Annotated in this window: 22 protein-coding genes; 11 read left to right on the plus strand and 11 right to left on the minus strand. The window is 67.5% G+C overall.

All coding sequences use genetic code 11. The annotated features are described in order from the left end of the window. Positions 1 to 123 precede the first annotated feature (123 nt). The gene (locus tag ASF32_RS06405) at positions 124 to 327 is read right to left on the minus strand and encodes a CsbD family protein (RefSeq protein ID WP_056425115.1); all 204 of its coding nucleotides are present in this window, start codon (positions 325 to 327) and stop codon (positions 124 to 126) included. Positions 328 to 470: 143 nt separating this feature from the next. On the opposite strand from ASF32_RS06405, the gene ASF32_RS06410 reads away from it, so the two are divergent. Next, the gene (locus tag ASF32_RS06410) at positions 471 to 944 is read left to right on the plus strand and encodes a nucleoside deaminase (RefSeq protein ID WP_056425462.1); all 474 of its coding nucleotides are present in this window, start codon (positions 471 to 473) and stop codon (positions 942 to 944) included. A gap of 64 nt (positions 945 to 1,008) precedes the next feature. Next, complete coding sequence (locus ASF32_RS06415) at positions 1,009 to 1,710, plus strand: SDR family NAD(P)-dependent oxidoreductase (protein ID WP_056425119.1); 702 nt, start codon at positions 1,009 to 1,011, stop codon at positions 1,708 to 1,710. Between the two features lie 33 nt (positions 1,711 to 1,743). Here ASF32_RS06415 and ASF32_RS06420 read toward each other — a convergent pair whose 3' ends face one another. Further along, positions 1,744 to 3,222, minus strand: coding sequence for an MFS transporter (locus ASF32_RS06420; protein WP_056425122.1), 1,479 nt, complete (start codon positions 3,220 to 3,222; stop codon positions 1,744 to 1,746). A 124-nt stretch (positions 3,223 to 3,346) separates the two neighbouring features. On the opposite strand from ASF32_RS06420, the gene ASF32_RS06425 reads away from it, so the two are divergent. Together ASF32_RS06425 and ASF32_RS06430 are read left to right on the plus strand one after the other, a co-directional pair. Continuing rightward, the gene (locus tag ASF32_RS06425; RefSeq protein WP_056425126.1) at positions 3,347 to 3,601 is read left to right on the plus strand and encodes a hypothetical protein; all 255 of its coding nucleotides are present in this window, start codon (positions 3,347 to 3,349) and stop codon (positions 3,599 to 3,601) included. 342 nt (positions 3,602 to 3,943) lie between these two features. Beyond that, positions 3,944 to 5,668 (plus strand): sensor domain-containing diguanylate cyclase, encoded by a 1,725-nt coding sequence (locus tag ASF32_RS06430; RefSeq protein WP_056425136.1) that lies wholly within the window; start codon positions 3,944 to 3,946, stop codon positions 5,666 to 5,668. A 114-nt stretch (positions 5,669 to 5,782) separates the two neighbouring features. Here the strand turns inward: ASF32_RS06430 and ASF32_RS06435 are convergent, their stop codons facing one another. The 6 genes from ASF32_RS06435 to ASF32_RS06460 all read right to left on the minus strand — a co-directional run bounded on the left by ASF32_RS06435 (position 5,783) and on the right by ASF32_RS06460 (position 12,870). Continuing rightward, positions 5,783 to 6,865 (minus strand): ABC transporter permease subunit, encoded by a 1,083-nt coding sequence (locus ASF32_RS06435; RefSeq protein WP_056425139.1) that lies wholly within the window; start codon positions 6,863 to 6,865, stop codon positions 5,783 to 5,785. Next, positions 6,862 to 7,785: an ABC transporter permease subunit gene (locus tag ASF32_RS06440; RefSeq protein ID WP_056425142.1), complete on the minus strand. Its 924-nt coding sequence runs from the start codon at positions 7,783 to 7,785 to the stop codon at positions 6,862 to 6,864. Before ASF32_RS06440 ends, ASF32_RS06435 begins: the two co-directional genes overlap by 4 nt. Before the next feature lie 16 nt (positions 7,786 to 7,801). Beyond that, the gene (locus ASF32_RS06445) at positions 7,802 to 9,400 is read right to left on the minus strand and encodes a peptide ABC transporter substrate-binding protein (RefSeq protein ID WP_056425145.1); all 1,599 of its coding nucleotides are present in this window, start codon (positions 9,398 to 9,400) and stop codon (positions 7,802 to 7,804) included. A gap of 8 nt (positions 9,401 to 9,408) precedes the next feature. After that, the gene (locus ASF32_RS06450; RefSeq protein ID WP_056425465.1) at positions 9,409 to 9,843 is read right to left on the minus strand and encodes a heme-binding protein; all 435 of its coding nucleotides are present in this window, start codon (positions 9,841 to 9,843) and stop codon (positions 9,409 to 9,411) included. 72 nt (positions 9,844 to 9,915) lie between these two features. Next, on the minus strand, positions 9,916 to 10,923 hold the full coding sequence (locus ASF32_RS06455; protein ID WP_056425147.1) for an alpha/beta hydrolase: 1,008 nt from the start codon (positions 10,921 to 10,923) through the stop codon (positions 9,916 to 9,918). 72 nt (positions 10,924 to 10,995) lie between these two features. Next, positions 10,996 to 12,870, minus strand: a complete 1,875-nt coding sequence (locus ASF32_RS06460) for an ABC-F family ATP-binding cassette domain-containing protein (protein ID WP_056425150.1) — start codon at positions 12,868 to 12,870, stop codon at positions 10,996 to 10,998. A 107-nt stretch (positions 12,871 to 12,977) separates the two neighbouring features. Here ASF32_RS06460 and ASF32_RS06465 point away from each other — a divergent pair, with 107 nt between their 5' ends. After that, positions 12,978 to 13,913, plus strand: coding sequence for an AEC family transporter (locus tag ASF32_RS06465; protein WP_056425153.1), 936 nt, complete (start codon positions 12,978 to 12,980; stop codon positions 13,911 to 13,913). A gap of 20 nt (positions 13,914 to 13,933) precedes the next feature. Here ASF32_RS06465 and ASF32_RS06470 read toward each other — a convergent pair whose 3' ends face one another. Beyond that, entirely contained in the window at positions 13,934 to 14,848 is a 915-nt protein-coding gene (locus ASF32_RS06470) for a UDP-3-O-acyl-N-acetylglucosamine deacetylase (RefSeq protein ID WP_056425157.1), read from the minus strand. 399 nt (positions 14,849 to 15,247) lie between these two features. Between ASF32_RS06470 and ASF32_RS06475 the strand changes: the two genes are divergently transcribed. Genes ASF32_RS06475 through ASF32_RS06490 form a run of 4 tightly spaced genes read left to right on the plus strand, consistent with a single transcriptional unit; the run spans position 15,248 to position 18,700 of the window. After that, on the plus strand, positions 15,248 to 15,949 hold the full coding sequence (locus ASF32_RS06475; RefSeq protein WP_056425160.1) for a Crp/Fnr family transcriptional regulator: 702 nt from the start codon (positions 15,248 to 15,250) through the stop codon (positions 15,947 to 15,949). Further along, positions 15,946 to 17,031 (plus strand): ABC transporter ATP-binding protein, encoded by a 1,086-nt coding sequence (locus ASF32_RS26955; protein WP_056425164.1) that lies wholly within the window; start codon positions 15,946 to 15,948, stop codon positions 17,029 to 17,031. Before ASF32_RS06475 ends, ASF32_RS26955 begins: the two co-directional genes overlap by 4 nt. Further along, positions 17,031 to 17,918 carry an ABC transporter permease subunit gene (locus ASF32_RS06485; protein ID WP_056425166.1) on the plus strand — a complete coding sequence of 296 codons (888 nt, stop codon included), beginning with the start codon at positions 17,031 to 17,033 and terminating at the stop codon, positions 17,916 to 17,918. The genes ASF32_RS26955 and ASF32_RS06485 overlap by 1 nt, the downstream gene beginning before the upstream one ends. Continuing rightward, positions 17,915 to 18,700 (plus strand): ABC transporter permease subunit, encoded by a 786-nt coding sequence (locus ASF32_RS06490; RefSeq protein WP_056425168.1) that lies wholly within the window; start codon positions 17,915 to 17,917, stop codon positions 18,698 to 18,700. The genes ASF32_RS06485 and ASF32_RS06490 overlap by 4 nt, the downstream gene beginning before the upstream one ends. Here ASF32_RS06490 and ASF32_RS06495 read toward each other — a convergent pair. Continuing rightward, positions 18,688 to 20,619, minus strand: a complete 1,932-nt coding sequence (locus ASF32_RS06495; RefSeq protein WP_056425170.1) for an AsmA family protein — start codon at positions 20,617 to 20,619, stop codon at positions 18,688 to 18,690. The two genes, ASF32_RS06490 and ASF32_RS06495, sit on opposite strands and share 13 nt — an antisense overlap. 427 nt (positions 20,620 to 21,046) lie before the next feature. Between ASF32_RS06495 and ASF32_RS06500 the strand changes: the two genes are divergently transcribed. Both ASF32_RS06500 and ASF32_RS06505 read left to right on the plus strand, forming a co-directional pair. After that, positions 21,047 to 21,778 (plus strand): CoA transferase subunit A, encoded by a 732-nt coding sequence (locus ASF32_RS06500; RefSeq protein ID WP_056425171.1) that lies wholly within the window; start codon positions 21,047 to 21,049, stop codon positions 21,776 to 21,778. Positions 21,779 to 21,798: 20 nt separating this feature from the next. Continuing rightward, positions 21,799 to 22,458: a 3-oxoacid CoA-transferase subunit B gene (locus ASF32_RS06505; protein WP_056425174.1), complete on the plus strand. Its 660-nt coding sequence runs from the start codon at positions 21,799 to 21,801 to the stop codon at positions 22,456 to 22,458. A gap of 99 nt (positions 22,459 to 22,557) precedes the next feature. Here the strand turns inward: ASF32_RS06505 and ASF32_RS06510 are convergent, their stop codons facing one another. Further along, a complete protein-coding gene (locus ASF32_RS06510; protein ID WP_056425177.1) occupies positions 22,558 to 23,559 on the minus strand; it encodes a polysaccharide pyruvyl transferase family protein in 1,002 nt (333 codons plus the stop codon). Positions 23,560 to 23,581: the final 22 nt, after the last annotated feature.

Consider the following 23,581-nt stretch of genomic DNA (forward strand, 5'->3'; position numbering starts at 1 on the left):
GGTTGCGAGCGATTGCGCGTGGGGCGGCCTGCCCCTCGCGCAAGGGGGCATTGCGGCCGATCACGAAAAAGGCAGCCTTTCGGCTGCCTTCGTTCCTCATCCAGTCGGGCTGGATGCCGAGGTTCAGAGCTTGCTCTTCACCGTGTCGGCAGCGTTCTTGACGCCGTCCTTGGCGTCGCCGACGGTCTTCTGGGCATCGCCCTTCAATTCCTGGGCCTTGCCTTCGGCCTTAAGCTTGTCGTTGTCCGTGGCATTGCCGATGCCCTGCTTCACGTTACCGACCGCCTCGTTGGCGAGCCCCTTGATCTTGTCAGTGGTGCTGCTCATCGTCTGCTCCTGATAAGATCCTGCGGCCTTGGCCGCGTTGGAGATGAAACGGCTCAGCCTCAGCGATGTTCCTGCCGAGCCGGATCACAGGATCTCGACCGCTTCCTTCTTTCAACGAATACAAAGGCTTGGGCTCGACGATCGTGACTGCGCCCATTTCCTCGAAGGCCGCGACCGACCCGTTGAGCCTCGCTTTCGACGCCGCCCGCCGCGCGGCCGGGGAGGGCGAAGTGCCGGTCGGCGCCGTGATCGTGCGGGACGGCCTCGTCCTCAGCGTTGCCCACAATCGCCCACGGGCGCTTCGCGATCCCACCGCCCATGCGGAGATCCTGGCGATCCGCGCCGCCTGCGCCGCCATCGACGACGAGCGCCTCATCGGCTGCGACCTCTACGTCACCCTGGAGCCCTGCCCGATGTGTGCGGGCGCCATCTCGTTCGCGCGCATCCGACGGGTCTATTTCGCGGCCCTCGACCCGAAGGGCGGCGGGGTCGAGCACGGGCCACGGGTCTTCAACCAGCCCACCTGCCACCACGCGCCGGACGTCTATGGCGGCTTGCGCGAGGCGGAGGCCGCCACGCTCCTGCGCGACTTCTTTCGCGACAGGCGGGAGGGCTGACGCGAGACGCCTTGCCCATCGTACAAACGGCGGCCATCCGAATCTTGCGTCCCGGAGATACCCCATGATCGCGACCTATCGGCGTGCCCTCATCGTCGGGGCCGGAGAGGGCCTGAGCGCCTCGCTGGCCCGGCGTTTCGCCCGTGAAGGCCTGCGGGTCGGCTTCGCCTCGCGCAACGTCGGGAAACTCGAAGGGCTGGCGGCCGAGACCGGCGCCGCCGTGCATTCCTGTGATGCCGCCGATCCGGCCGAGGTGGAAGCCCTGTTCGCCCGGATGGAGCCGGCGCTCGGGGGGCCGCCCGACGTGGTGGTCTACAATGCCAGCGGTCGCTTGCGCGGCCCCATCGCCGATCTCGACCCGGACGCGGTGCGTCAGTCCGTGATGGTCTCGGCCTTCGGCGGCTTCCTCGTCGCCCAGGCCGCCGCGCGACGCATGCTACCGGGGCGACACGGCGCGATCCTGCTCACCGGAGCCTCGGCCAGCGTGAAGGGCCATGCCGAGTCCTCCGCCTTCGCCATGGGCAAGTTCGCCCTGCGCGGCCTGTCGCAGAGCCTGGCGCGCGAACTCCAGCCGAAGGGCATCCATGTCGCCCATTTCGTCATCGACGGCGGGATCCGCAGCGTCTCCCGCCCGGAGCCGGCCGAGGCTCCCGACAGCCTGCTCGACCCCGATGCCATCGCCTCGGCCTATTGGGACGTCCTGCGCCAGGACCGCAGCGCCTGGACCTCCGAGATCGCGCTGCGCCCCTGGGTCGAGCGGTTCTGAGGCACTTGGGAGCGCCTCGGAACCGGCCGGCGATCAGGCCGCCGCCAACGGCTTCGAGACATCCTCCAGGGACTTGCCCTCGGCGGCCGTGCCCCAGACCCCGCCGACGATGGCGGCGATCAGCATGAGAGCGGCACCGATGCCGTAGCCGATCAGCACGTTGTCGCGGGACCCCGTCTCGACCAGGGCGCCGAACAGGAGCGGGCCGGAGACGCCGCCGATGCCTGTGCCAAGCGCGTAGAACACCGCGATGGCGAGCGCCCGGATTTCCAGCGGGAAAGTCTCGGCGACGGTGAGATAGGCGGCGCTCGCGGCGGCGGAGGCGAAGAAGAACACCACCATCCAGGCCGCCGTCTGGCCCACGGGGCCGAACACCTCGATCTTGAACAGGTAGCCGGTGATGGCGAGCAGGACCGCCGAAATACCGTAGGTGAAGGCGATCATCTGGCGACGGCCGATCGTGTCGAACAGCCGGCCGAGCAGCAGCGGCCCGAGGAACGAGCCCAGCGCGAAGGGCAGCAGGTACCAGCCGACATGGTCCCCCGGCACCCCGTAGAAGCGCTGGAGCACGAGGGCGTAGGTGAAGAACAGCGCGTTGTAGAAGAAGGCCTGCGCGATCATCAGGGCGAGGCCCACCAGGGTCTGCTTGCGGTAGCCGACCAGCATGGTGCCGAAGACTTCCTTCAGCGGCGTGTGGCTGCGCGTCCTCAGCTTCATCCGCTTCGATTCGTCCACCGGCGGCAGAGTGATGCCCTCGTCGATGAAGCGTTTCTCGATGCTGGTGACGACCCGGTCCGCCTCGGCGACGTAGCCGTGGGTGGCGAGCCAGCGCGGGCTCTCGGGGATCCATGTCCGCAGCAGCAGGATCACGAGGCCGATACCGCCGCCGACGAAGAAGGCGATGCGCCAGCCCCAGGCCGGGTCGATCATGCCGGGGCGCAAAACCGCGATGGAGAGGAAGGAGCCCAAGGCCGCCCCGATCCAGAACGAACCGTTGATGACGAGGTCGGTCCAGCCGCGCACGCGGGCCGGGACGAGTTCCTGGATGGTGGAGTTGATGGCGGTGTATTCGCCGCCGATGCCCGCGCCGGTGAGGAACCGGAAGATACAGAAGCTGTAGATGTCCCAGGACAGGCCGGTGGCCGCGGTAGCGGCGAGGTACAGAGCCAGCGTGATGAAGAACAGCTTCTTGCGGCCGATCCGGTCGGTGAGCCAGCCGAAGCCCAGGGCCCCGACGACGGCACCGACGAGATAGGAACTCGCCGCCAGACCGATATCGAACTCGGTGAAGCTCATGGGCTCGGCCCGCAGGGCGCCCACGAGCGAGCCCGCCAGGGTGACTTCGAGGCCGTCGAGCACCCAGGTGATGCCGAGCGCCACGATGACGAGAACGTGGAAGCGTCCCCAGGGCAAACGGTCGAGACGAGCGGAAATATCGGTATCGATCACCGTGCCCATCGGAACCCGCTCGGGCGCGGGAGAGCCCGACTTTGCTTCGACCATACTCGTCATCGACGCCTCGTTAACCACCGGATACGATTGCTGTTGGCAATGAACGGCCAAGCGTCGCGGTTCCGTCGGCGTCTTTACCTGTTCACGCTTCACTCACGGTACTCGTCTCCGGGTGCCGCCTCCGATGTATTCCCGCCTCCTCTCCGTCATTCTCGCCACCACGGCCCTTACGGCCGTCGCGATCGTGCCGACGTCCCTACGCGCCACGGAGATCTCGCGCAGCCAACCGAGCGGCGCCGAGCGCTGGCGCCTTCGCCCCGCCGACGTGACGATGACGGGAAGCACCGGCACGGTGGCGAAGGATCGCCCGGCGGCCGACATCCCGGCGGAACGGCGTGCCGTGCGGGTGGTCTATCCCGGGCTCCTGCCTGCCCAATGACGACCCGGCCGGCAGCCCATCGTGACAAGACCGATCATGGTTGTCGCGATGATTCACACAACAAGAATCATCGTTGTCATTTGCCGATCGGCACTATCGGCTCCCGACCGCAAAGATATCATTCAAAGACCTCGCTCCGTCATCTCGCTTAAGATCTCGACACCCACGAACGGGTTGAGGACCGATACGAGGGGCGAGCGCGGATTGTCGTTCGACCACGCGACGCCGCACTGTCCGGTCACTGACGGAAGTTGCATGTTATAGGAAAAATTGACTCTACCGGTTGACGGTCTCGCAAGCCCGTGGGCTGCAAGGTCCGGTCTGATTAAAGGATCGGTAACGATGCTGGAACGGCTCGCCAACAAGATCTCGCTGCGGCATCAGATCAGCCTCGTCACTGGGGCGGTCGGCCTCACGATCGTGGCCGCGGTCACGCTGGGATCCGCCTTGCTGGCGCGCGCGCAGGCCACCGACATGGCCGAGAACGCGCTATTGCAGGTCGCACGCTCCGTTGCCGATCGTCTGGACCAGGACATGGCGGAACGCCTGCGCGAGATCCGCAACGTGGCCGCGCTCGATCCGCTGCAGCCTCACTGGATGGAGAATACCGGGAGTCTCCGCAACGTCCTGCAATCGATGCAGAAGACCTTCCCGGATTATGCCTGGATCGGCTTTGCGGACGAGACCGGAAAGGTTCGGGCTGCGACCGGCGGTATCCTGGAAGGTGCGAATGTCGGCCAGCGTCCTTGGTTCATCGATGGAATCAAGGGCGCGGCGGCCGAGGACGTCCATCTCGCGGCCCTGCTGCAGACTCTGCTCAAACCCAATGCCGACGGAACGCCCTTCCGGTTCGTCGATCTCGCATCGCCCGTCATCGACGCGTCGGGCCGGACCATCGGCGTCCTGGGAAGCCATCTCAGCTGGAGCTGGGCCGACGGGGTGCGCCGGGAGGTCCTGTCCTCCCGCCGCCCCGAACTGAAGGAGGAGGTCGTCGTCCTCGACCGGACCGGCCGCGTCCTCATGGGACCGGCGCTCGGCACCCATCCGTATTCGCCCGCCGATCTCGCCGCCGGCCATTTCATCGCGCGCGGCCCCGGCGGAGACCAGTTCGCGGCCGTCTCGGCGACGAGGGGGCGGGGCGATTATGCTGGCCTTGGATGGATCGTCGTGGCCCTCCAGCCGGTGCAGACGGCCCTCGCGGGTGCCCACAGGCTAACCGTCGTCATCACCCTGGTCGGCCTCGGCGCGGGCGCGCTCGGCACGCTCGGCATTTTCCTCGTGGTGACGCGCCTCAGCCGCCCGCTGGCGCGTCTCACGGATGCGGTCGACCGGATCGGCCGCGAGCGAAATGCGACGATGACGGAGCGCGTCCAGGGCTCCCCCGAAGTGTTGCGCCTGTCCGCCGCGGTCAGGTCCCTGTTGCGACGGATCGGCACCGCCGAAGCCGATGCACGCGACGTGGAACTCGAAGCGTCGCGGGCCGTCCGAGCCGCCCAGGACAGGATCGAGCGCATCGGCGCCGATCTTCAGGCCATGAAGCTGATCGCGAACAGGGACGCCCTCACGGGCCTGCTGAACCGGCGTGCGTTCCTGCCCCTCGCGAAGGACGCCCTCGGCGATTTCAGACGCTATCAGCGCCCCCTCTCGGTGCTGATGATCGACATCGATCATTTCAAGCGGGTGAACGACCGTTACGGCCACCCGGCGGGGGATGTGGTGATCCGCAAGGTCGGCACCATCATCAACGATACGATCAGGACCACGGACAAGGTGGCGCGGTTCGGGGGCGAGGAGTTCGTGGTTCTCCTCAACGACAACAATGCCGCCGGTGCCGCGATCATCGCGGAGCGTATCCGACAGACCGTGGCCAGCACGGTGTTCGAGGCCGACAACGATCGCCTCCTGGCGACGATCAGCATCGGCATCGCCGAGGCGGAGAAATTCGACACGGACATCGACCGCATCATCGAGCGCGCGGACCGCGCCCTCTACGAGGCGAAATCCCGCGGCCGCAACTGCGTGCATACGTTCGAGATCGACATCGACGATCTGCGTTCGGTCGCGTAGCCCCGTTCGTCGACGGGTCGGCCGCCCTACTGCCAGCGTGCCTCCTGCCGGCGCGCGTCGCAGGGCTTCCGCATGCGGCGGCCGAGGGGCGCTCGCGCGCTCTCGGCCGGACCATCAGGTCTCCGAAAGGCGCGGGTCGAGGGCGTCGGCGAGACCATCGCCGATCGTGTTGAGGGCGATGAGGGTCAGGACGAGAAAGGCGGCGGGGCCGGCGAGCATCCACGGGGCGGATTCGAGGGTGCGTGCGCCGTCCGCGATCAGCGCCCCCCAACTGGTGGCCGGCTCCTGCACCCCGAGGCCGAGAAACGACAGGAAGCTTTCGAGCAGGATCACCTTGGGCACGAGCAGGGTCGCCGCCACCGTGACGGGACCGAGGGTGTTCGGGACGATATGGCGCCAGAGGATGGCCGGTGTCGAAAGCCCGAGCGCCTCGGCCGCACGCACGAAGTCGCGGGCGCGTAGCGACAGGGTCTGGGCGCGCACGAGGCGGGCCATGTCGAGCCATTCCACCGCGCCGATCGCCACCAGGATCAGCCCCAATCCAGAGGGGAAGAACACCAGCAGCATGATGACGAAGAACACGAAGGGCAGGGCGTAGAGGATGTCGACGATGCGCATCATCACCGCGTCGGCCACACCCCCGAGGTAGCCGGCCGCCGCGCCGTAGGCGATCCCGATCAGCAGCGCCACGGCGGTGGCGACGCCACCGATGAGGAGCGAGACCCGCCCCGCGACGAGGCTGCGGGTGAGGAGGTCCCGCCCCAGCATGTCGGTTCCCATGAGGAAGCGCAGGCGGCCGAGCGGCGCCTCGACGACGAGGCGGCGACCCTCGTCGAGACGCTCGACGATGCGGGGGGCGCCGAACAGATCGGACCGGGGGAGATAGGCGAGGACGCGCTCGTCGACGGGCCTGGCCGGGTCCGACACCACCATGCGCACACGGTCGCCCGAGACGGTGACGTCCGAGACCGAGACCCGCATGCGGAAAGCGAGGCGGGCCAGCGCCGGAACGACCTCCCCGGGTTCGGGATGAGCGGCGAGGCCGGGCGCGATGCGGACGAGATCGGGATAGATCCGCCCGGGTTCGTGGCCGGTGAGGAACGGCCCGACGAGGCAGGCGAGCATCATCGAGACGAGGATCAAAGAGGCGGCAACGGCGCCGCGGTTCCACGCGAAGCGGGTCCAAACGCGGCTCATCGCCCGTGCCTCAGGCGCGGATCGAGGAGCGCACAGGCGATGTCGGCGACGATGTTGAGCAGAGTGACGAACAATGCCACGAGGATGACGGTGCCCATCACCAGGGTGTAGTCGCGGTTGAGCGCCCCATCGACGAAGGCCCGCCCGATCCCGGGCAAGCCGAAGATCGTCTCCACCACCACCGACCCCGTCAGCAGCCCGGCCGCCACGGGCCCGAGGATCGCGACCACGGGCAGCAGCGCCCCGCGCAGGGCATGGCGGGCGACGCGTCGGGGCGGCAGGCCCATTGCGCGCATGGTGCGGACCGGCTGGGCGTTCAGGGTCTCGTTGAGGGACGTCCGCGTCAGCCTGGCGATGGCGCCGATCTGCGGCAGCGCGAGGGTGAGCACGGGAAGCACCAGATGCGAGGGCGCGCCGCCCTCCCAGCTGCCCACCGGCAACCAGCGCAGGCTCAGGCCGAACACGATCTGGAGCAGGGGCGCCACGACGAAAGTCGGGATCGCCAGGGTCAGCCCGGCGAGAAGGCCGATGGCCCGGTCGATCCATCCGCCGCGCCGGAACGCCGCCCAGGCTCCGAGGCCGATTCCCACGCTCAGGGACAGAAGGAGGGCGAGGCCGCCGAGGGTCATGGAGACGGGCAGGCCACGCGCGAACAGGTCGGCCACGGTCAGGTCGCGGAACGAGAAGGAGGGGCCGAGATCGCCCTGGATCAGTGCGGCGAGGTAGCGGCTGTATTGGACGATGAGGGGCTGGTCGAGGCCGTAGACACGGGCGAGATTCTGCATCGCCGCCGGCGGCAGCGGACGCTCCAGGTCGAAGGGTCCACCGGGGGCGAGGCGGATCAGGAAGAAGCTGCCCGTCACGACGAGGAACAGGGTCGGGATCGCCTGGGCGAGGCGGCGCAGGACGAAGCCGATCATGCCTGGATCCCGCCCGTCACGCGTCGAGCTTCAGGAAACGCGTCGGCGACGCGTTGCGCGGGTTCGGGTGATAGCCGGTGAGACGGGCCGAGATCAGTGCCTTCGACCGGGTGTGGAGCACCGGGATCCACGGCAACTCGTCGAGGATGATCGCCTCGGCCCGGAACAGGAGGTCGGCCCGCCTGGCGAGATCCCGCTCGGCGGCCGCCTCGCGCATCAGCCCGTCATAGGCCGGATTGCTGTAACGACCGGGGTTGAGCCCGTCATTGCCGGTCTCCAGCAGGAACAGGAAATTCTGCGGATCGGAGTAATCGGCGACCCAGGACATGCGGGCGACATCGAAATCGCCGCCGTCGCGCAGGTGGGCGAAATGGGTTTTGGCATCGGTATAGACGAGGCGCGTCTCGACGCCGATGCCCCGCCACATGTCGGTGAGAGCGACCGCCGCGTTGCGGTTGTTGTCGGTGCTGTTGAAGCGATACTCGACCCGGAGGGGCTTGCCGCCGGGCCCAAAGCCGGCCGCGGCGAGGAGTGACCGTGCCTCCTCCTCACGGTCGATGGGCATGGCGTTCCGCCCGGCGAGTTCCGGCGGCGTGCGGTAATTGTCGAGGCCCGGCGGGCACAGGGAATAGGCCGGTGCCATGGTCTCGCCCCACAGCCTCTCGGCCAGGAATTCACGATCGATCACAAGGGATAAGGCCTGTCGCACCCGGACGTCGTCGAACGGGGGCTTCCGGATATTGACGGCCAGGGCATAGAGCCCGAGCGACGGACCGAGGACGACCTGACCGCCGAACCGCGCCTTCAGCGAGGCCATCTGATCGCCCGGCAGGTCGGCGAGGGACTCGATCTCGCCGGCGGCGTAGCGGCGGACCGCGCTGGAGAGATCCGGTGTCGGCAGGAAGGCCACCGTCTCGATCGAGACGCCGGCCGCCGCATGGAAAAAGCGGTTGCGTGTCAATGTGATACGGTCGTTCGGCACCCAATCGACGAGGGCGTAGGCACCGTTGCTGACGAGGTTGCCCGGCCGGGTGAAGGCATCGCCGAAGCGCGAGACGGAAGGCGGATGCACCGGCAGCGAGGTCTGGTGAGTGAGGAGTTCGAGGAGGTAGGGCGTCGGCCGGTCGAGGGTGATGACGAGGGTCCGCGCATCCGGCGCCGTCACGCCGAGGCTCTCCGGCGCAGCCTCGCCCTGGTTCACGGCGCGGGCGTTCATCAGCGGATACAGCACTTCGGCATATTTCGCCGCCGTCGCGGGGTGCAGGATCCGGCGCAGGCCGAAGACGAAATCCGCCGCCACGACCGGATCGCCGTTCGACCAGCGCCCGTCCTCGCGCAGATGAAACGTGTAGGTCAGGGCGTCATCCGAGACAGTCCAATGCGTCGCCGCACCCGGGATGATGGCGCCGTGATTGTCGTAGGTCAGCAGCCCCTCGTAGAGGTCGCGCAGGATATGCGCCTCCGCGACGGTGGAGGATTTGTGCGGATCGAGGGTTTCCGGATCGGCATCGTTACCGCGCCGGTAGACCGGCCCGCCGGTCGCGCGCGCCGAGCTTGTTCCAGCCACGAGCAGAGCACCGCCACCGAGGAGGCAGGCCCGGCGGTCGGGGCGCATGGCGGCGCTCAGGCGCCGGTCTGCGCGGTGAATCCAGCGGCTTCGATCCCGGCGAGCGCGCAGAGTTCGTCGTTGTCGGAGGTATCGCCCGAGATGCCCACGGCGCCGATGACCGCATCGCCATCGCGGATCAGGACACCGCCCGGCACCGGCACGAGCGCGGCCGGACCGACGAGATGGCTCACGGCCGCCACGAAATAGGCCTGCTCCTCTGCCCGTTTGTGGATCGCGCGCCCGCCGAGGCCGAGCGCCAGGCAGCCATTGGCCTTGCCCATGGCGACCTCCGCCCGGCGCAGCGACGTCCCGTCTTCGGCGCCCAGCGCCTTCAGGGCTCCACGCGCATCGTAGACCACCACCGCGAGGGGCTTCAGGCTGTGCGAGCGGGCCGTCTTAAGGGCGGTGGCGACGATGGTCTGGGCGGCGGCGAGGGTCAGGTCGGGCATCGGCTTACCGGGGATGAGTTCACGGGTCATACCGGACGTACCCTGCCCGTCGATGCCCGACCAGCCCCGGCCTCACCCATCGCGGTCGGCCAGGAACGCATCGTAATGCCGCGTCACCGCCGCCAGATCCTCGAAATGCGGGAAGGCCCCGGTGGGCAGGACGTCGACGGTCCAGTTCGGACGGCCGGCGACACGGTCGGCATGGCGGTAATCGACAAAATCGCCGCGCACCCCGTGGATCATCCAGACCGGGAGGGTGAGCGCCTCGTAGAACCGCCCCGGCGCATCGGGAAACAAGGCCCCGGACAGGAACGAGAACGGCGCATGCCGGGCGCCGGGACGATGGGCGGAGGCGTAGTCGTAGGCGAGCAGACCCTCGTCGATGTCCTTCGAACCCCAGGTCTTTTCCAGGAAGAAGCGCATGCTCGGCCGGCTCACCAGGAGATCGAACAGCGGCTCCCCCCAGAGCGGGGCGTTCAGCATGGTGCGGGCGACGGCCCCACCGTGCCGGGTCCGGTCGCGGTGCCGGCCGACGAAACGGGCATCGAAGCCGGTCGGACTGATCAGGCCGAGACTGCGATAGGCGCCCGGTTCCTCGAGAGCGGCAGCGGCGAGATACTCGCAAGACAAGGACAGGGCGACGGCATCGATCTCCCCGCCACCATGCCGATGTCGGATCTCGGCGGTGACGGCCCGGATCGCATCGGACATCAGGCGTGGGGTGTAGACCCGGTCGCTGCGCTCGGAAAAACCGAACCCCGGCAGGTCGAGCGCGTAGACCGGACGGCTCCCCGCGTAGTGCCGGTAGAGCGGGCGAACCTCGTAGGCATTGGCCGCCGCGTTCACCGAGTGGATCAGCAGCAGCGGGACGCCGGGCGCGGACGCGCTCCCATATAGGCCGATCCCACCGGCCGGCGTCTCGAGGCATTCATGCCGGCCGGGCAGGGCCGGGTGGAGCGTCTGGTGGTGGTCGATCCCGAAACGGCTATAGGCGATCCACGCGCCGGCAGCACCGAGAGGTAGCAACGCGAGCTTGGCGGCGAGGGGCAGGGATCGATCGCGCCGGATCAGGTCGGGCATAGGGTCGTCCGCGTGATGGATCGGGTGCGGGAAACGCGAGGCGGCGCCGGTTGATCCCGGCCGCCGGACGCATCACGCCGTCGCGCCCTCGATCTCGCCGCTGAGCTCCAGCCATTCCTCCTCGGCCGCCTCCAGCGCGGCGGCGGCGTCGGAGCGCATCTTTGCGAGTTCTCCGGCCTTGGCGGCATTGGTCTGGAAGGCGGTGCCGTCGGCGAGCGCCGCGTCGATCTTGGTCATGGCGTCGGTGAGCTTCTTCATCCGCGCCTCGACGCCCTCCAGCTTCTTGCGCAGGGGGGCCAAAGCCACGCGGCGGTCGGCGTTGGAGCGGCGCTCCAGTGCCTTCACTCCGCCGGCGGCCTCGGACGCGCCCTTCTCCGCCTCGCGTTCGGGACCCGCGAGGACGAAGCGGCGATAATCGTCCATGTCGCCGTCGAAGGCCTTCACGCTGCCGTTCGCTACGAGCCAGAGCCGGTCGGCGCAGGCCTCCACTAGGAAGCGGTCGTGGCTCACCAAGATGACCGCCCCCTCGTAGTCGTTGATCGCTTCCACCAGGGCCTGCCGGCTCTCGATATCGAGGTGGTTGGTGGGCTCGTCGAGGATGAGGAGATGCGGCCCCTTGAACGCCGCCAGCCCCATGAGCAGGCGCGCCTTCTCACCGCCCGAGAGCTGCGAGACCGGCGTCTCGGATTTCGCACCCGAGAAACCGAGGCGGGCGGCGGCAGCGCGCGCCTTCGATTCCGGCACGTCCGGCATCAGGTCGCGGACATGGGCGTAGGCGCTCTCGGCGGGCCGCAATTCGTCGAGCTGGTGCTGGGCGAAATACGCCACCTCCATCTTGCCCGAACGCCGCATCTCGCCGCTCAAAGGGGGCAGGCGCCCGCCGATGAGCTTGCAGAAGGTGGACTTGCCGTTGCCGTTGGCGCCCAGCAGCGCGACCCGGTCATCAGGGGCCAGCGACAGGTTGAGCCCCGAGAGCACGATCCGGTCCGGGTAGCCCGCCTGTACCCGCTCCATGGCGACGATGGGCGGCGAGAGCGGACGCTCCGGGCTCGGCAGGCGGAAGGCCGGCACGTCGTCCTCGATCACCGAGGCAATGATCTCCATCTTGGCGAGACGCTTGACGCGGGACTGGGCCTGGCGCGCTTTCGTGGCCTTGGCCTTGAATCGGTCGACGAAGCTCTGGAGATGCGCCCGCTCCGCATCCTGCTTGGCCTTCGCCTTCGACTGGAGCACGCGCTTCTCGGCGACCTGCCGGGCGAAGGAGGTATAGCCGCCCCGGTAGATGCTGAGCTTGCCGCGATCGAGATGCAGGATGTGGTCGACGCATTCGTCGAGCAGGTCGCGGTCGTGGGAGATGATCACGGCGGTGCGCGGATAACGCTCCAGGTAGTCGTAGAGCCAGATCGTCCCCTCGATATCGAGGTAGTTGGTGGGCTCGTCGAGGAGCAGCAGGTCGGGTTCGGAGAACAGCACAGCGGCCAGCGCCACACGCATGCGCCATCCACCCGAGAAGTCGGAACATGGCCGCCCCTGCGCCTCAGCATCGAAGCCGAGGCCGTGCAGGATGGCGGCGGCGCGAGCGGGCGCAGAATGCGCCTCGATATCCACGAGCCGGGTCTCGATCTCGGCCCGGCGCAGGCCGTCGGCGTGCTCAGCTTCGGCCATCAGGCGCGCCCGCTCGGTATCGGCGGCGAGCACGACGGAATGCAGCGTTTCAGGGCCGGCCGGAGCTTCCTGCGCCACGGCGCCGATGCGCATGCCCTTGGGCATCGATACGGTGCCGCCCTCGGTGGGCAACTCACCGAGGATCGCCTTGAACAGCGTCGTCTTGCCCGCGCCGTTGCGGCCCACGAGCCCGACGCGGGCCCGGTCCGGAATGACGAAAGTGGCGCCGTCGAGGATCAGACGTTCGCCGATGCGGTAGGTGAGGTCGTTGACGCGGAGCATGGAAGGCTTCTGGCGGCGCAAGGCGAGGGTTGCAAGGGGAGCGTCGCCAAGGGACGGGCAGGGGGGTGCCGTATCCGGCGGAGGCAGAGCGTTGTAATCGGGCGGCCATGACGCTGACGCTTCTCGCTGCCCTCTTGCCGATTGCTCTCCTGATTGGGTTCGGCGCGGCCCTGCGCCGCCTCGGCTTCCTCGCCGAAAGCTTCTGGCCGCAGGCCGAACGCCTTGCTTATTACGTCCTGCTGCCGAGCCTTCTTCTGGACAGCCTCGCCACCGCGCAACTCGCCGATGTCCCCGTCGGTGCGCTCGCCCTGGTCCTGGTTCTCTCGACCCTGGCGGTGGCGGGTCTGACGCTGGCGGCCGGACCACGCCTCGGCTTTGGCGGACCGGCCTTCACCTCGGTGTTCCAGGGTGGGATCCGCTTCAACAACTACGTGGGAGTTTCGGCGGCGGCCGGTCTCTACGGCGCTCAGGGCATCGCACTGGCGGCGGTGGCGAATGCCGCGATCGTCCCGACGGTCAATGTCCTCTGCGTGCTGATCTTCGCCCGTTTCGGCACGGCAGGGAGGCCTTCGGCCCTCGGCCTCGCACGGCAGATCGTCCTCAACCCTCTTGTCATCGGCAGCCTCGGCGGCATCGCACTCCAGGCCTCGGGGCTCGGCCTGCCACCGGGACTCGAGCCGATGCTGCGGGCCTTAGGCCAGGCCTCGCTGCCGCTGGGCCTGCTCTGCGTCGGCGCCGCCCTCGATTTCGGGTCGGCGCGAAGCTGGATCAGGCCGGTCGCGGTGGCGTCCCTGATCAAGTTCGGGCTGATGCCGGCCGCCACGATCCTCGCCTGCCTCGCCATGGGGCTCAAGGGTCCCGCCGCGGTGACGGCCCTGCTGTTCCAGACCCTGCCGACCGCGTCATCGTCCTACATCATGTCGCGCCAGCTCGGAGGAGACGCACCTTTGATGGCGGGGATCACGGCGACCCAGACCGTGATCGCCGGGGCGGCGCTCCCCCTCGTCCTGGCCCTCGTTCTGGCTTTGACCGGGATCGGCTGAGCCCACCCGCGGGATTCGCGTCAGACCAGTTCCCAGGCGGCGGGATCCTTCATCAGGGCCACGACCAGGGCGTGGTTCAGTTCATGCCCGGTATGCGCCGCCTCGATACGGCCGAGGATCGGCCGTCCCGCCAACGCGAGATCGCCGACGAGGTCGAGCATGCGGTGACGCACCGGTTCGTCGGGCACGGTCATCCCGCCGATGATCCGCCCGCCGACGATACAGGCAGTCGAGGAGAGGTTCGCCCCCCGCAGCAGCGGCTTGCGCAGGAGCGTGCCGTAGATCTTGGCCGGAATCGCCCATTTGGCCCGTCCGAAGCTGCGCGACGGGGCCAATTGCTGAGTAAACACCTCCGGCGTGATCGTGCCCGACCATTGCATGGCATCGAAATCGGAGAGTTCGAGACGGCCAGAGAGATGAAGCGCGTCGGCCGGCTCGATCCTCAACGTCCTGTGATCCTGGCGGACCTCGACGGGCCGCAGCACGCGGATGCTGCGCAAAGGCGTGTCGCTTTCGGTCCGACCACTCGCACGCAACGCCTGGCACCAGGGCAGGGCGCCGCCGTCGAAGATCGGCAGTTCCTCCGCGTCGAGGCAAACGAGCGCGTTGTCGATGCGATACGCGGCGAGCGCGGCCAGGAGATGCTCCACGGTGCGGACCAGCGGTCCTTCGGACGATCGCAAGGCGGTGCAGAGTGGCTGCGTCTCGCGAAAGGTCCATAAGGCTGGCACATCGACGGTGCGCGCTCGCCTGAAGCTTCGCCGGAAGACGATGCCGTGGTCGTCACGGGCGGGCGCGACGGTGACCGTGACGCGACGCCCGGTATGCAGGCCGTAACCTGTCAGAGAGAAGCTCGCGGACAGCGTCGCCTGCCGGGGGCGAGCGGCCGGTAGCGCCACCTCGCGCACGGCCTCGATCGATGGGGCAGCGAACATCGCTATGGCGTCGTGCGGCGTCGCGGTGAATCCCGGCCCAATCCCGTATGGCCCCGGCAGATGGTTTGAATCTTCAACGTCCGTCGATGACGCGGAGCTCACCAGCATGTCTCGGGTCCCAGCGCGATCAACCGGGATTGTCATCCGACAGGCGGTTCATTCTGTGCGTGCGCTTAGCTTAACCCAGATCAGTTGCAAAGGCAGGTAAACTGCGCGCGATGAGGGTTTTCATTCTCCTGTCCGATGGCCAAGCCGCAGCCAATGCCGGCGCTCGATAGGTCGGACTCATCGAGACTTGGTATGAATGGAATATCCAACCACGCGACTTTTGGTAGGGATGGTCCGACGGAATGGGTTGACCCACAGGACCGGCAGCTTAACGATCACTCGCTTTAGGAGATGATACCCGTGACTGCAGGACGGCTGGCGACAATCCCCTTCTTCAAGGAGCCGGGAATCGAGCTGTCGACCTATGAGACCCGCTGCCACTGGCGCCGGTTCGACGAGAACGAAGTCCTGGTCGATTACGACGACATCTCCACCGACGTGTATTTCCTCGCCTCCGGCGAGGTCCGCATCCTGAATCGCTCTCAATCGGGCAAGGAAGTGATCCTCGGCGAGATGCGGGGCGGCGCGTTCTTCGGTGAGCTCGCGGCTCTGGACGGGATCGGCCGCTCGGCCAACGTCACCGCCCTGACCCGCGGCGAGGTCTGTGTCGTTCCGGCCCCGATCTTCCGGCAGATGATCTTCGCCTCGGAGGCCATTGCCGACCGGCTGTTCCGCCTTCTCGCCAAGCGCGTGCGCGAGCTCAACACGCGGCTGATGGAACACGCGCTGCTCGACCTGCGCCACCGGCTCTATGCCGAGTTGTTGCGCCTGTCCGTGCCGCGCGCCGGCGGCGACGGGGAACGGGTGGTGACGCCGCCGCCTTATCACCATGTGCTGGCCGCCCGCATCGGCTGTCGGCGCGAGCAGGTGACCCGTGAGTTCACCGTGATGGCGGCGGACGGCCTGATCGACCGGACCAGAGGCGCTCTGGTCATCCGCCGTCCGGACCTGCTCGAGGCACGGGTCGCCGAAGCCTTGCGCGAGGACAATTGACGGCGCGGAACACTGTGGCTCCGTTCCTCACCCTCGAACGGCTGACCAAGACGTTCGGCGCGCAAGTTGCGGTCGCAGATCTTTCGCTCGCTGTGCCAGCCGGGGAAATTCTCTGCCTGCTAGGCCCCTCCGGCTGCGGCAAGAGCACGTTGCTGCGCCTGATCGCCGGATTCGAGACGCCGACAGGTGGCGCAATCCGCCTCGACGGCGTCGATCTCACCGGCCTCGCTCCGCACAGGCGACCGGTGAACATGATGTTCCAGTCCTATGCGCTGTTCCCGCATCTCAGCGTCAGCCGCAACATCGCCTACGGGCTGAACGGCCTCCGCCGCTCGGCCGCCGCCGCCCGCGTGGAGGAGTTGCTGCGCCTGGTACAGTTGGAGGATTTCGGGAACCGGCGTCCCGAGACCTTGTCCGGAGGCCAGCGCCAGCGCGTCGCCCTCGCGCGGGCGCTGGCGCGCGAACCGAAGGTGCTCCTCCTCGACGAGCCGCTCGGCGCGCTCGACCGGGGCCTGCGCGAGCAGACCCAAGGCGAGTTGCGCGCGATCCAGCGTCGCCTCGGCACCGCCTTCGTCATCGTCACCCACGATCCGTCGGAGGCCATGGCGCTCGCCGACAGGATCGGCGTGATGGACAAGGGCCGCCTCGTCCAGGTCGGCCGGTCCGAGACGCTCTACGAACGGCCCGTCAACCGCTTCGTCGCCGGCTTGCTCGGCGACGTGAACCTCATCCCGGGGACGGTCCGGGACGCCGACGGCGCGCTGGTGCGGGTCGAGACCGCCCTTGGGCCCATCTTCGCGTCCGGTGAGAGCGCCCCCTCCATCGGTGCGCCCGCGGTGATCGCCCTACGCCCCGAGCGTCTGGCGGCATCCACCATCGACGGGGTGGCCGCCGGGGATCGCAATACTCTCGACGGTCAGGTTGAGGCCTCGATCTATCTCGGCGACCACATCCGCTTCGACATCCGCATGCGGGATGGCAGCACGATCCGCGCGAACATACCCGCCGGAACCGGGATCGCCAGCGAGACTCATGTGCGCCTGTCCTTCGCGCCGGATGCCGCGACCGTCATGGCGGCGTGATGAAGCGACTTCTCCCGGTCGCTCCGTATCTGTGGCTGGCCGCCTTCGTGCTGCTGCCCTGCCTCATCACCCTCAAGATCAGCCTTTCCTTACCGGCGACGGCGCAGCCGCCCTACCTGCCGGTGCTCGACTGGAGCGCGGGTATCGACGGATGGGGCGCGTTCCTGGAAGCCCTGGATTTCGCCAATTTCGAGACCCTTGCCGGCGACAGCCTGTATCGCGACGCGGCCCTCTCATCCCTGCTCTACGCCGGCATGGCGACGGCCATCCTGGTGAGCGTCGGCACGCCCATCGCCCATGCGCTCGCCCGCTCGCCGGCCCGGCTCCAGCCGCTTCTGGTAGCGCTGGTGATCGTACCGTTCTGGACGAGCTTTCTCATCCGCATCTATGCCTGGATCGCGATCCTGAAACCCGAGGGCCTGCTGAATGCAGGACTGATCTGGACCGGCCTCATCGCCAGCCCCTTGGATATCCTGAACACACCCGCCGCGGTGATGATCGGCCTGACCTACGCCTACCTGCCGTTCATGGTGCTGCCGCTCTATGCGGTGCTTTCCCGCCTGGATCCGACCTTGACGGAAGCCGCCGCCGATCTCGGGGCCTCGCCGACGCGTGCCTTCTGGACCGTGACGCTGCCGCTGGCCCGGCCCGGTATCGCGGCGGGTGCGCTCCTGTGCTTCATCCCGATGGTCGGTGAGTTCATCATCCCCGACCTGCTGGGCGGTTCCGATACGCTGATGCTCGGCCGCGTCCTGTGGAGCGAGTTCTTCTCAAACCGCGACTGGCCCCTCGCCTCGGCGGTGGCGGTGCTGCTGCTCGTGCTCATCGTCGGACCGATCGTGCTGTTCCGTGATGCGGAGCGCGAGCGGGAGGACGTCGGCCGGTGAGTGTGCTCAACCGACTCAGCCTCGGGCTCGGCCTCGTCTTCCTCTACGCACCGATCGCCGTCCTCGTCGTCTTCTCGTTCAACGCCTCGTCCCTCGTGACGGTCTGGGGCGGATTCTCGACGCGCTGGTATGGGGTGCTCGTCAATGACGGCCCACTGATCGCCGCCGCCCTGGTCTCGCTGAAAGTGGCCTCACTCGCCGCCCTCGTGGCGACACTCCTCGGCACGCTGGCGGCGCTGGCACTCAACCGCAGCGGACGCTTTACGGGACGCGGCGGCTTCACCGGCCTCGTCTACGCGCCCATGGTGATGCCGGAGGTGATCACCGGCCTGTCGCTCCTGCTCCTCTTCGTCGGGCTCGGGCTCGACCGCGGCCTCGTGACCCTGGTCATCGCCCACGCCACCCTCGGCCTCGGCTTCGTCGCAGTGGTGGTCGGAGCGCGTCTGAAGGGACTCGACGGTTCCCTGGAAGAGGCAGCGGCGGATCTCGGGGCGGGCCCCTTTCGGGTTTTCGCGACCGTCACCCTGCCGCTGATCGCGCCGTCCCTGGTGGCGGCCTTCCTCCTCGCCTTCACTCTCTCGCTGGACGACCTCGTCATCGCGAGCTTCGTTTCGGGCCCGGGGGCGACGACGTTGCCCATGCGGCTCTACAGCCAGGTTCGCCTCGGCGTGAACCCTGAGATCAACGCCGCGTCGACGCTCCTCGTCGGCGGCGTCACCGTCGTCGTCCTCGCGGCCTCGTTTCTCACCGGACGCCGCGGCGTAGGAAATCAGGGCACGTAGGCGCGCACCCTGGTCGGTAGATCGAGCGCACCCGTCCTCGGTCCCTGCATGTCATCGAGATTCAGGATCGAGCCGCCGCGGGAGTCGAGATCGGAACCACCCTCGCGCGGGATGGTGCGAACAGCGACCGCGTCCCATGGGCCTTCGATGTCCAAGAGGGTGCCCTGAGGCAGGCTCGAAGAGCGGTTCGGCGGCGACATCGGCCGCAGGGCGGGATCGGCTGGGCTTCGCGGCAACAGTTCCGCCCGTGCAGCGAGGGTCCGCTCCGGTAGAGACAAGGTTCCCCGTAACGAGGCGGTGAGCGACGATGTCTTCAAAATGCCATCGGCAATGTCGCCGACGCCATCGACGAAGCGCAGGGAGATTCCCGCGCGGTCGAACGGGGTGCGGGCGTTCCGGCGGGCCAAGGCACCGTCGGCGGCGACGCCATTGCGGTGCACCACGTCGGCAAGGTCGAGCCCGGCGAGGGTCCCGTTCTCCATGGCGAGGGACGAGCGTCCGTTGAGGTGGTCGATCAGGCTGGCCGCGGTGCGGCCCGATCCCTCGAGCGTGAACTGTCCCTGGGCGTTTCCGAGAAGCCAGCCCTCCTGCCCGAAATCGACCAGCAGGGCGCCGAGATCGAGCCGGTCGAATGCACCCTGGGCGCGCAACTCCGTCTCACCGCGGTCGGTGGCGGAGGTCGTGAGGCCGAACCGTCCCTTGACGATGCCGCCTCTGACCACGGCACGAGCCAGAGAGCCTTCGACGCTGCCCTCGCGGACCAGAAGGCTGGAAGCGAGATCCTCCATCACAAGCGGCCCGAGCCGGGCAGTGCCGGCCGAGAGACGCAGATCGAGGTCCCCTCCGGTGAAGGGGCGCAGCGCGAGACTTTGCCGGCTCCAGCCGCTGGCGTTCAAGGATTCGTCCGGGCCGAAGACCCGGATCAGGGTGGCAAGAGCGGGTGCGAGATTCAGGCTCTCGGCCGCCAAGGTCGCCTGAAGGGCCGGACGGCTCTCGGCGAAGCTGATCGATCCCGCGCCTTCGAGGCTGTTGTCGCCAAGCCGCATTCGCATGGATGGCAGAAGGAGGGTCCGGCCCGAACTTTCGAACGTTCCGTCGATGGCCAGGCTATCGAGGAACGGCGACAGGGCGATATCCGTCCCCGCCCAGGTCAGGGTCTCGCGCAGGGAGCGCGATTGCAGGCTGCCCTGTCCACGAAGCGACAATCCATCCGCGAAGCTGCCGCTTCCCTCAGCCGCCAGATTGCCGGCGGGCCAGGTCGCGCTGGCGGAAAAGGACGATTCCCGGCCGGAGAACAACTCGTCCAGCCTGACACCGGAGAGCGAAAATTGGGTTGGCGTGTCGTTCCAGATAAAGCTTCCCGCCGCGTTCATCTGGGACGACCAGAATGGCCAGGCCAGAACCAGATCGACATCGCGGGCGGTCTGGGCGCTGCCGTCGCGGGGGTCTCGGCCGGACAGCGTCGCGTCGGTGAGGCTGATACGACGCGGACGCGACACGCCCCCCTGGGTCAGGCGCGCTCTCAGGCGCCGGAGCGGCTCGACCCAGCGCGAATCCCCGTCATCCTGGGGGAGGGTGATCGTCGTGCGTTCGAGGGAGAGGGTGTCAATCTCGATGCGGCCGGCGAGAAGGGCACGGATCCCGAGCTTGAGGGTGAGCGATCCGCCATCGGCGAGGAGCGGCCCGTCCAATGTCCCTGCGCTGAGCCGGACGCCCTCGAAATCGAGCCGGGGAATGGGCAGAAGCGCGACGCCCGCCGATCCTTCGGCCTTCATCGCAATTCCGTAATTGGTCGCCAGTGCCTTGCCGACGCCCCGCGTGAGGCGCGCGGACGCGACCGACCAGGGCAGACAGGCGGCGATCAGGGCAAGGACGAGGCTGCCGATACAGAGGGCCGGCAGGAGGCGACGGAGCGACATGTCTCTCCCTATCGGAGCAAAACCGCGACACGCGGTTGCGCGCGCGGCCTCGCCGAGCCGCCGCGATCGATCTTCTAAAAACCTACCCCCCACTCTCTCCATAACGAGCGGGAAAGCATTTGTCTGCCATGCATCATTCCTCTGCCGTGGAGCATTCAGGAGCAGACACCGGCAAGCCGTCCCGCGCTTCTCCGGGCACCCCATTCTGCTACAGCTTTCGCGACCCCTCACGTTTCAGGCCCGTTGTTCCCTCGCAGGATCTTGCCGAAACGCCTTATCCTGGCGCAGAGACAAGGCAGACGGACACGGCCAGCCCCTGGTATACCTGAGCCTGACCTAAGCCGGGCCGGCGGGTTGGGATTGGCTCGCGTTTCGCAGGGCAGCCCGAAACGGCGCCAAGGACCGGATTCCGGGAGGAAGGCTTGAGATGAAGAAGGTATATTCCGACGCCACGCAGGCGGTCGCCGGCTTGCTCAAGGATGGCATGACGATCATGGCCGGCGGCTTCGGCCTGTGCGGCATCCCCGACGAGCTGATCGATGCGATCCAGGCGTCAGGGGTCAAGGACCTCACCGTCATCTCCAACAATGCCGGCATCGACAATGTCGGCCTCGGCAAGCTGCTCCAGACCCGCCAGATCGCCAAGATGATCTCGTCCTATGTCGGCGAGAACAAGGAATTCGCCCGCCAGTATCTCGGCGGCGAACTCGCCATCGAGTTCAACCCGCAAGGCACGCTGGCCGAGCGCATCCGCGCTGGTGGGGCGGGTATTCCGGCCTTCTTCACCAAGACAGGCGTCGGCACCCTCATCGCCGAGGGCAAGGAGGTGCGTGAGTTCGACGGCGAGAATTACGTGATGGAGCGCGGCCTCTTCGCCGATCTCGCCATCGTCCATGCCTGGAAGGGCGATACCGAAGGCAATCTCGTCTACCGGAAGACCGCCCGCAACTTCAATCCGATGATGGCCACGGCCGCCAAGGTGACGGTCGCCCAGGTGGAGCATCTGGTCCAGCCGGGCGAGATCGACGGCGACGCGATCCATACGCCGGGCATCTTCGTCAAGCGCATCATCCACGTGGCGATCCGCGAGAAGAGAATCGAGCAGCGCACCACGCGCAAGCGTGGCGAGACCGCCGATTCCTCCGCAGCTGCCATCTGACATCCAAGGGAGACACCACCATGGCCTGGACCCGCGAACAGATGGCTGCGCGCGCCGCCAAGGAGCTGCGCGACGGCTACTACGTGAACCTCGGCATCGGCATCCCGACCCTGGTCTCGAACTACATCCCCGAGGGCATGTCGGTGCAGCTGCAATCCGAGAACGGCATGCTCGGCATGGGGCCTTTCCCTTACGAGGGGGAGGAAGACCCCGACCTCATCAATGCCGGCAAGCAGACGATCACCGAATTGCCGACCACGAGCTATTTCTCGTCCTCCGATTCCTTCGGCATGGTCCGGGGAGGGCACATCAACCTGTCGATCCTCGGCGCCATGCAGGTCGCCGAGAATGGCGACCTCGCCAATTGGATGATCCCCGGCAAGATGGTGAAGGGCATGGGCGGCGCCATGGACCTCGTCGCCGGTGTGAAGAAGGTGGTGGTGGTGATGGAGCACACCGCCAAAGGCAAGGATGGGTCGGAAAGCCCGAAGCTCCTGACTGCCTGTGACCTGCCCCTGACCGGCACCGCCGTGGTCGACATGGTGATCACCGATCTCGGCGTCTTCACCATCGACAAGAAGGGCGATGGCGGCATGGTCCTGGTCGAACTCGCCGACGGTGTCACCGAGGATGAAATCCGGTCGAAGACCCAAGGGGCCTTCACCGTCGCGTTGACCTGAATCCGGCCCGGCACAATCCGACCGGTCGTTGCAAAAGGCTCCCGATGCGATCGCATCGGGAGCCTTTTTCGTCGACGCCGCAGAGGTCTCGCAGGCGTTTCAACCTCGTGCGGCCGGCGGCTCCTCGATCCGGACGGGGAACGGGAAGGCGGCGCGCAACGGCTTCGTGTCGAGGGGGGAAGGCGGGAGCACGCATCTGCGGCGCTCCAGCCATGACAGGTCGCTGAACTGACGCGGGAGTTCGAGGGCTTCGTGGGCGAGCCCCACCGATTGCTTGTAATCCCGCATCTTGAAGGAATCCTTCGCCTCGGCGTTCGGCTCGGACAGACGCGCCGATTGTGCGGGCACACCATAGGCATGGGCCACGATGAGGCCGTGCAACGATGTGGTGACGATCTCGTCGCAGGACAGGATCTCGCGGACCACCCGCTCGATATCCTCGAACGTCACGCCCAGGAGTGGGATGACCTTGACATGGTCGGCGCCGACCGCCTCGAGAGCCTCACGGATACGGTTCTCCTGCAGCACGTGCGGGATGATGCCGACCTTGTGGGTCTTCGCCACCACCGGCGCATAAAGCTCGGGCAGGAGGATGGCGGCATCGCCGTAGATTTCGGGGCATTGCCCCCCTGCCGCCAGAACGGCGTCGCGGGACAAAGGTCCGCGCACCGCCGAGTAGATCGCGGTCGGGCAGAGAGTATCGGTGCTGCGGGGCATGCCGGTGCCCCAGAGGTGCATGCCGGGACGGGCGAACTTGGCGGTGCTTCCGATACAGAGGCCATCCGCCTCCTTCGCATTGTGCCACCGGGGCATTACGCCGAAAGCATGCCACAGCACGTAAGGCGTGAGGATATCGCCGAAATTTCCGGGAAACGGACTGCGCATCCACCAGATCTTCGGACGGAACCGCTCGTCGAGTCTCGCCTCCGCTGCGATATCATCGAGCGTCAGCAGAGCGCGGTAGGCCGATACGAGAGCCCCCCATTTTTCCACCGACTGGCCCAACAGCTCGGCCTCGAGCGCGAGGAACGCATCTCGCTCTCCACTCCTGAGAAAAGCCAGGAAGGTTTTCTCCGCGAGCGACTCTTCTTCTTTCGCCAAGGTTGGTCTCCCCCTTACGGAA

Origin of the sequence: Methylobacterium sp. Leaf91 (assembly GCF_001422815.1) — a bacterium.
In the GTDB taxonomy this organism is placed as follows: Bacteria; Pseudomonadota; Alphaproteobacteria; order Rhizobiales; family Beijerinckiaceae; genus Methylobacterium.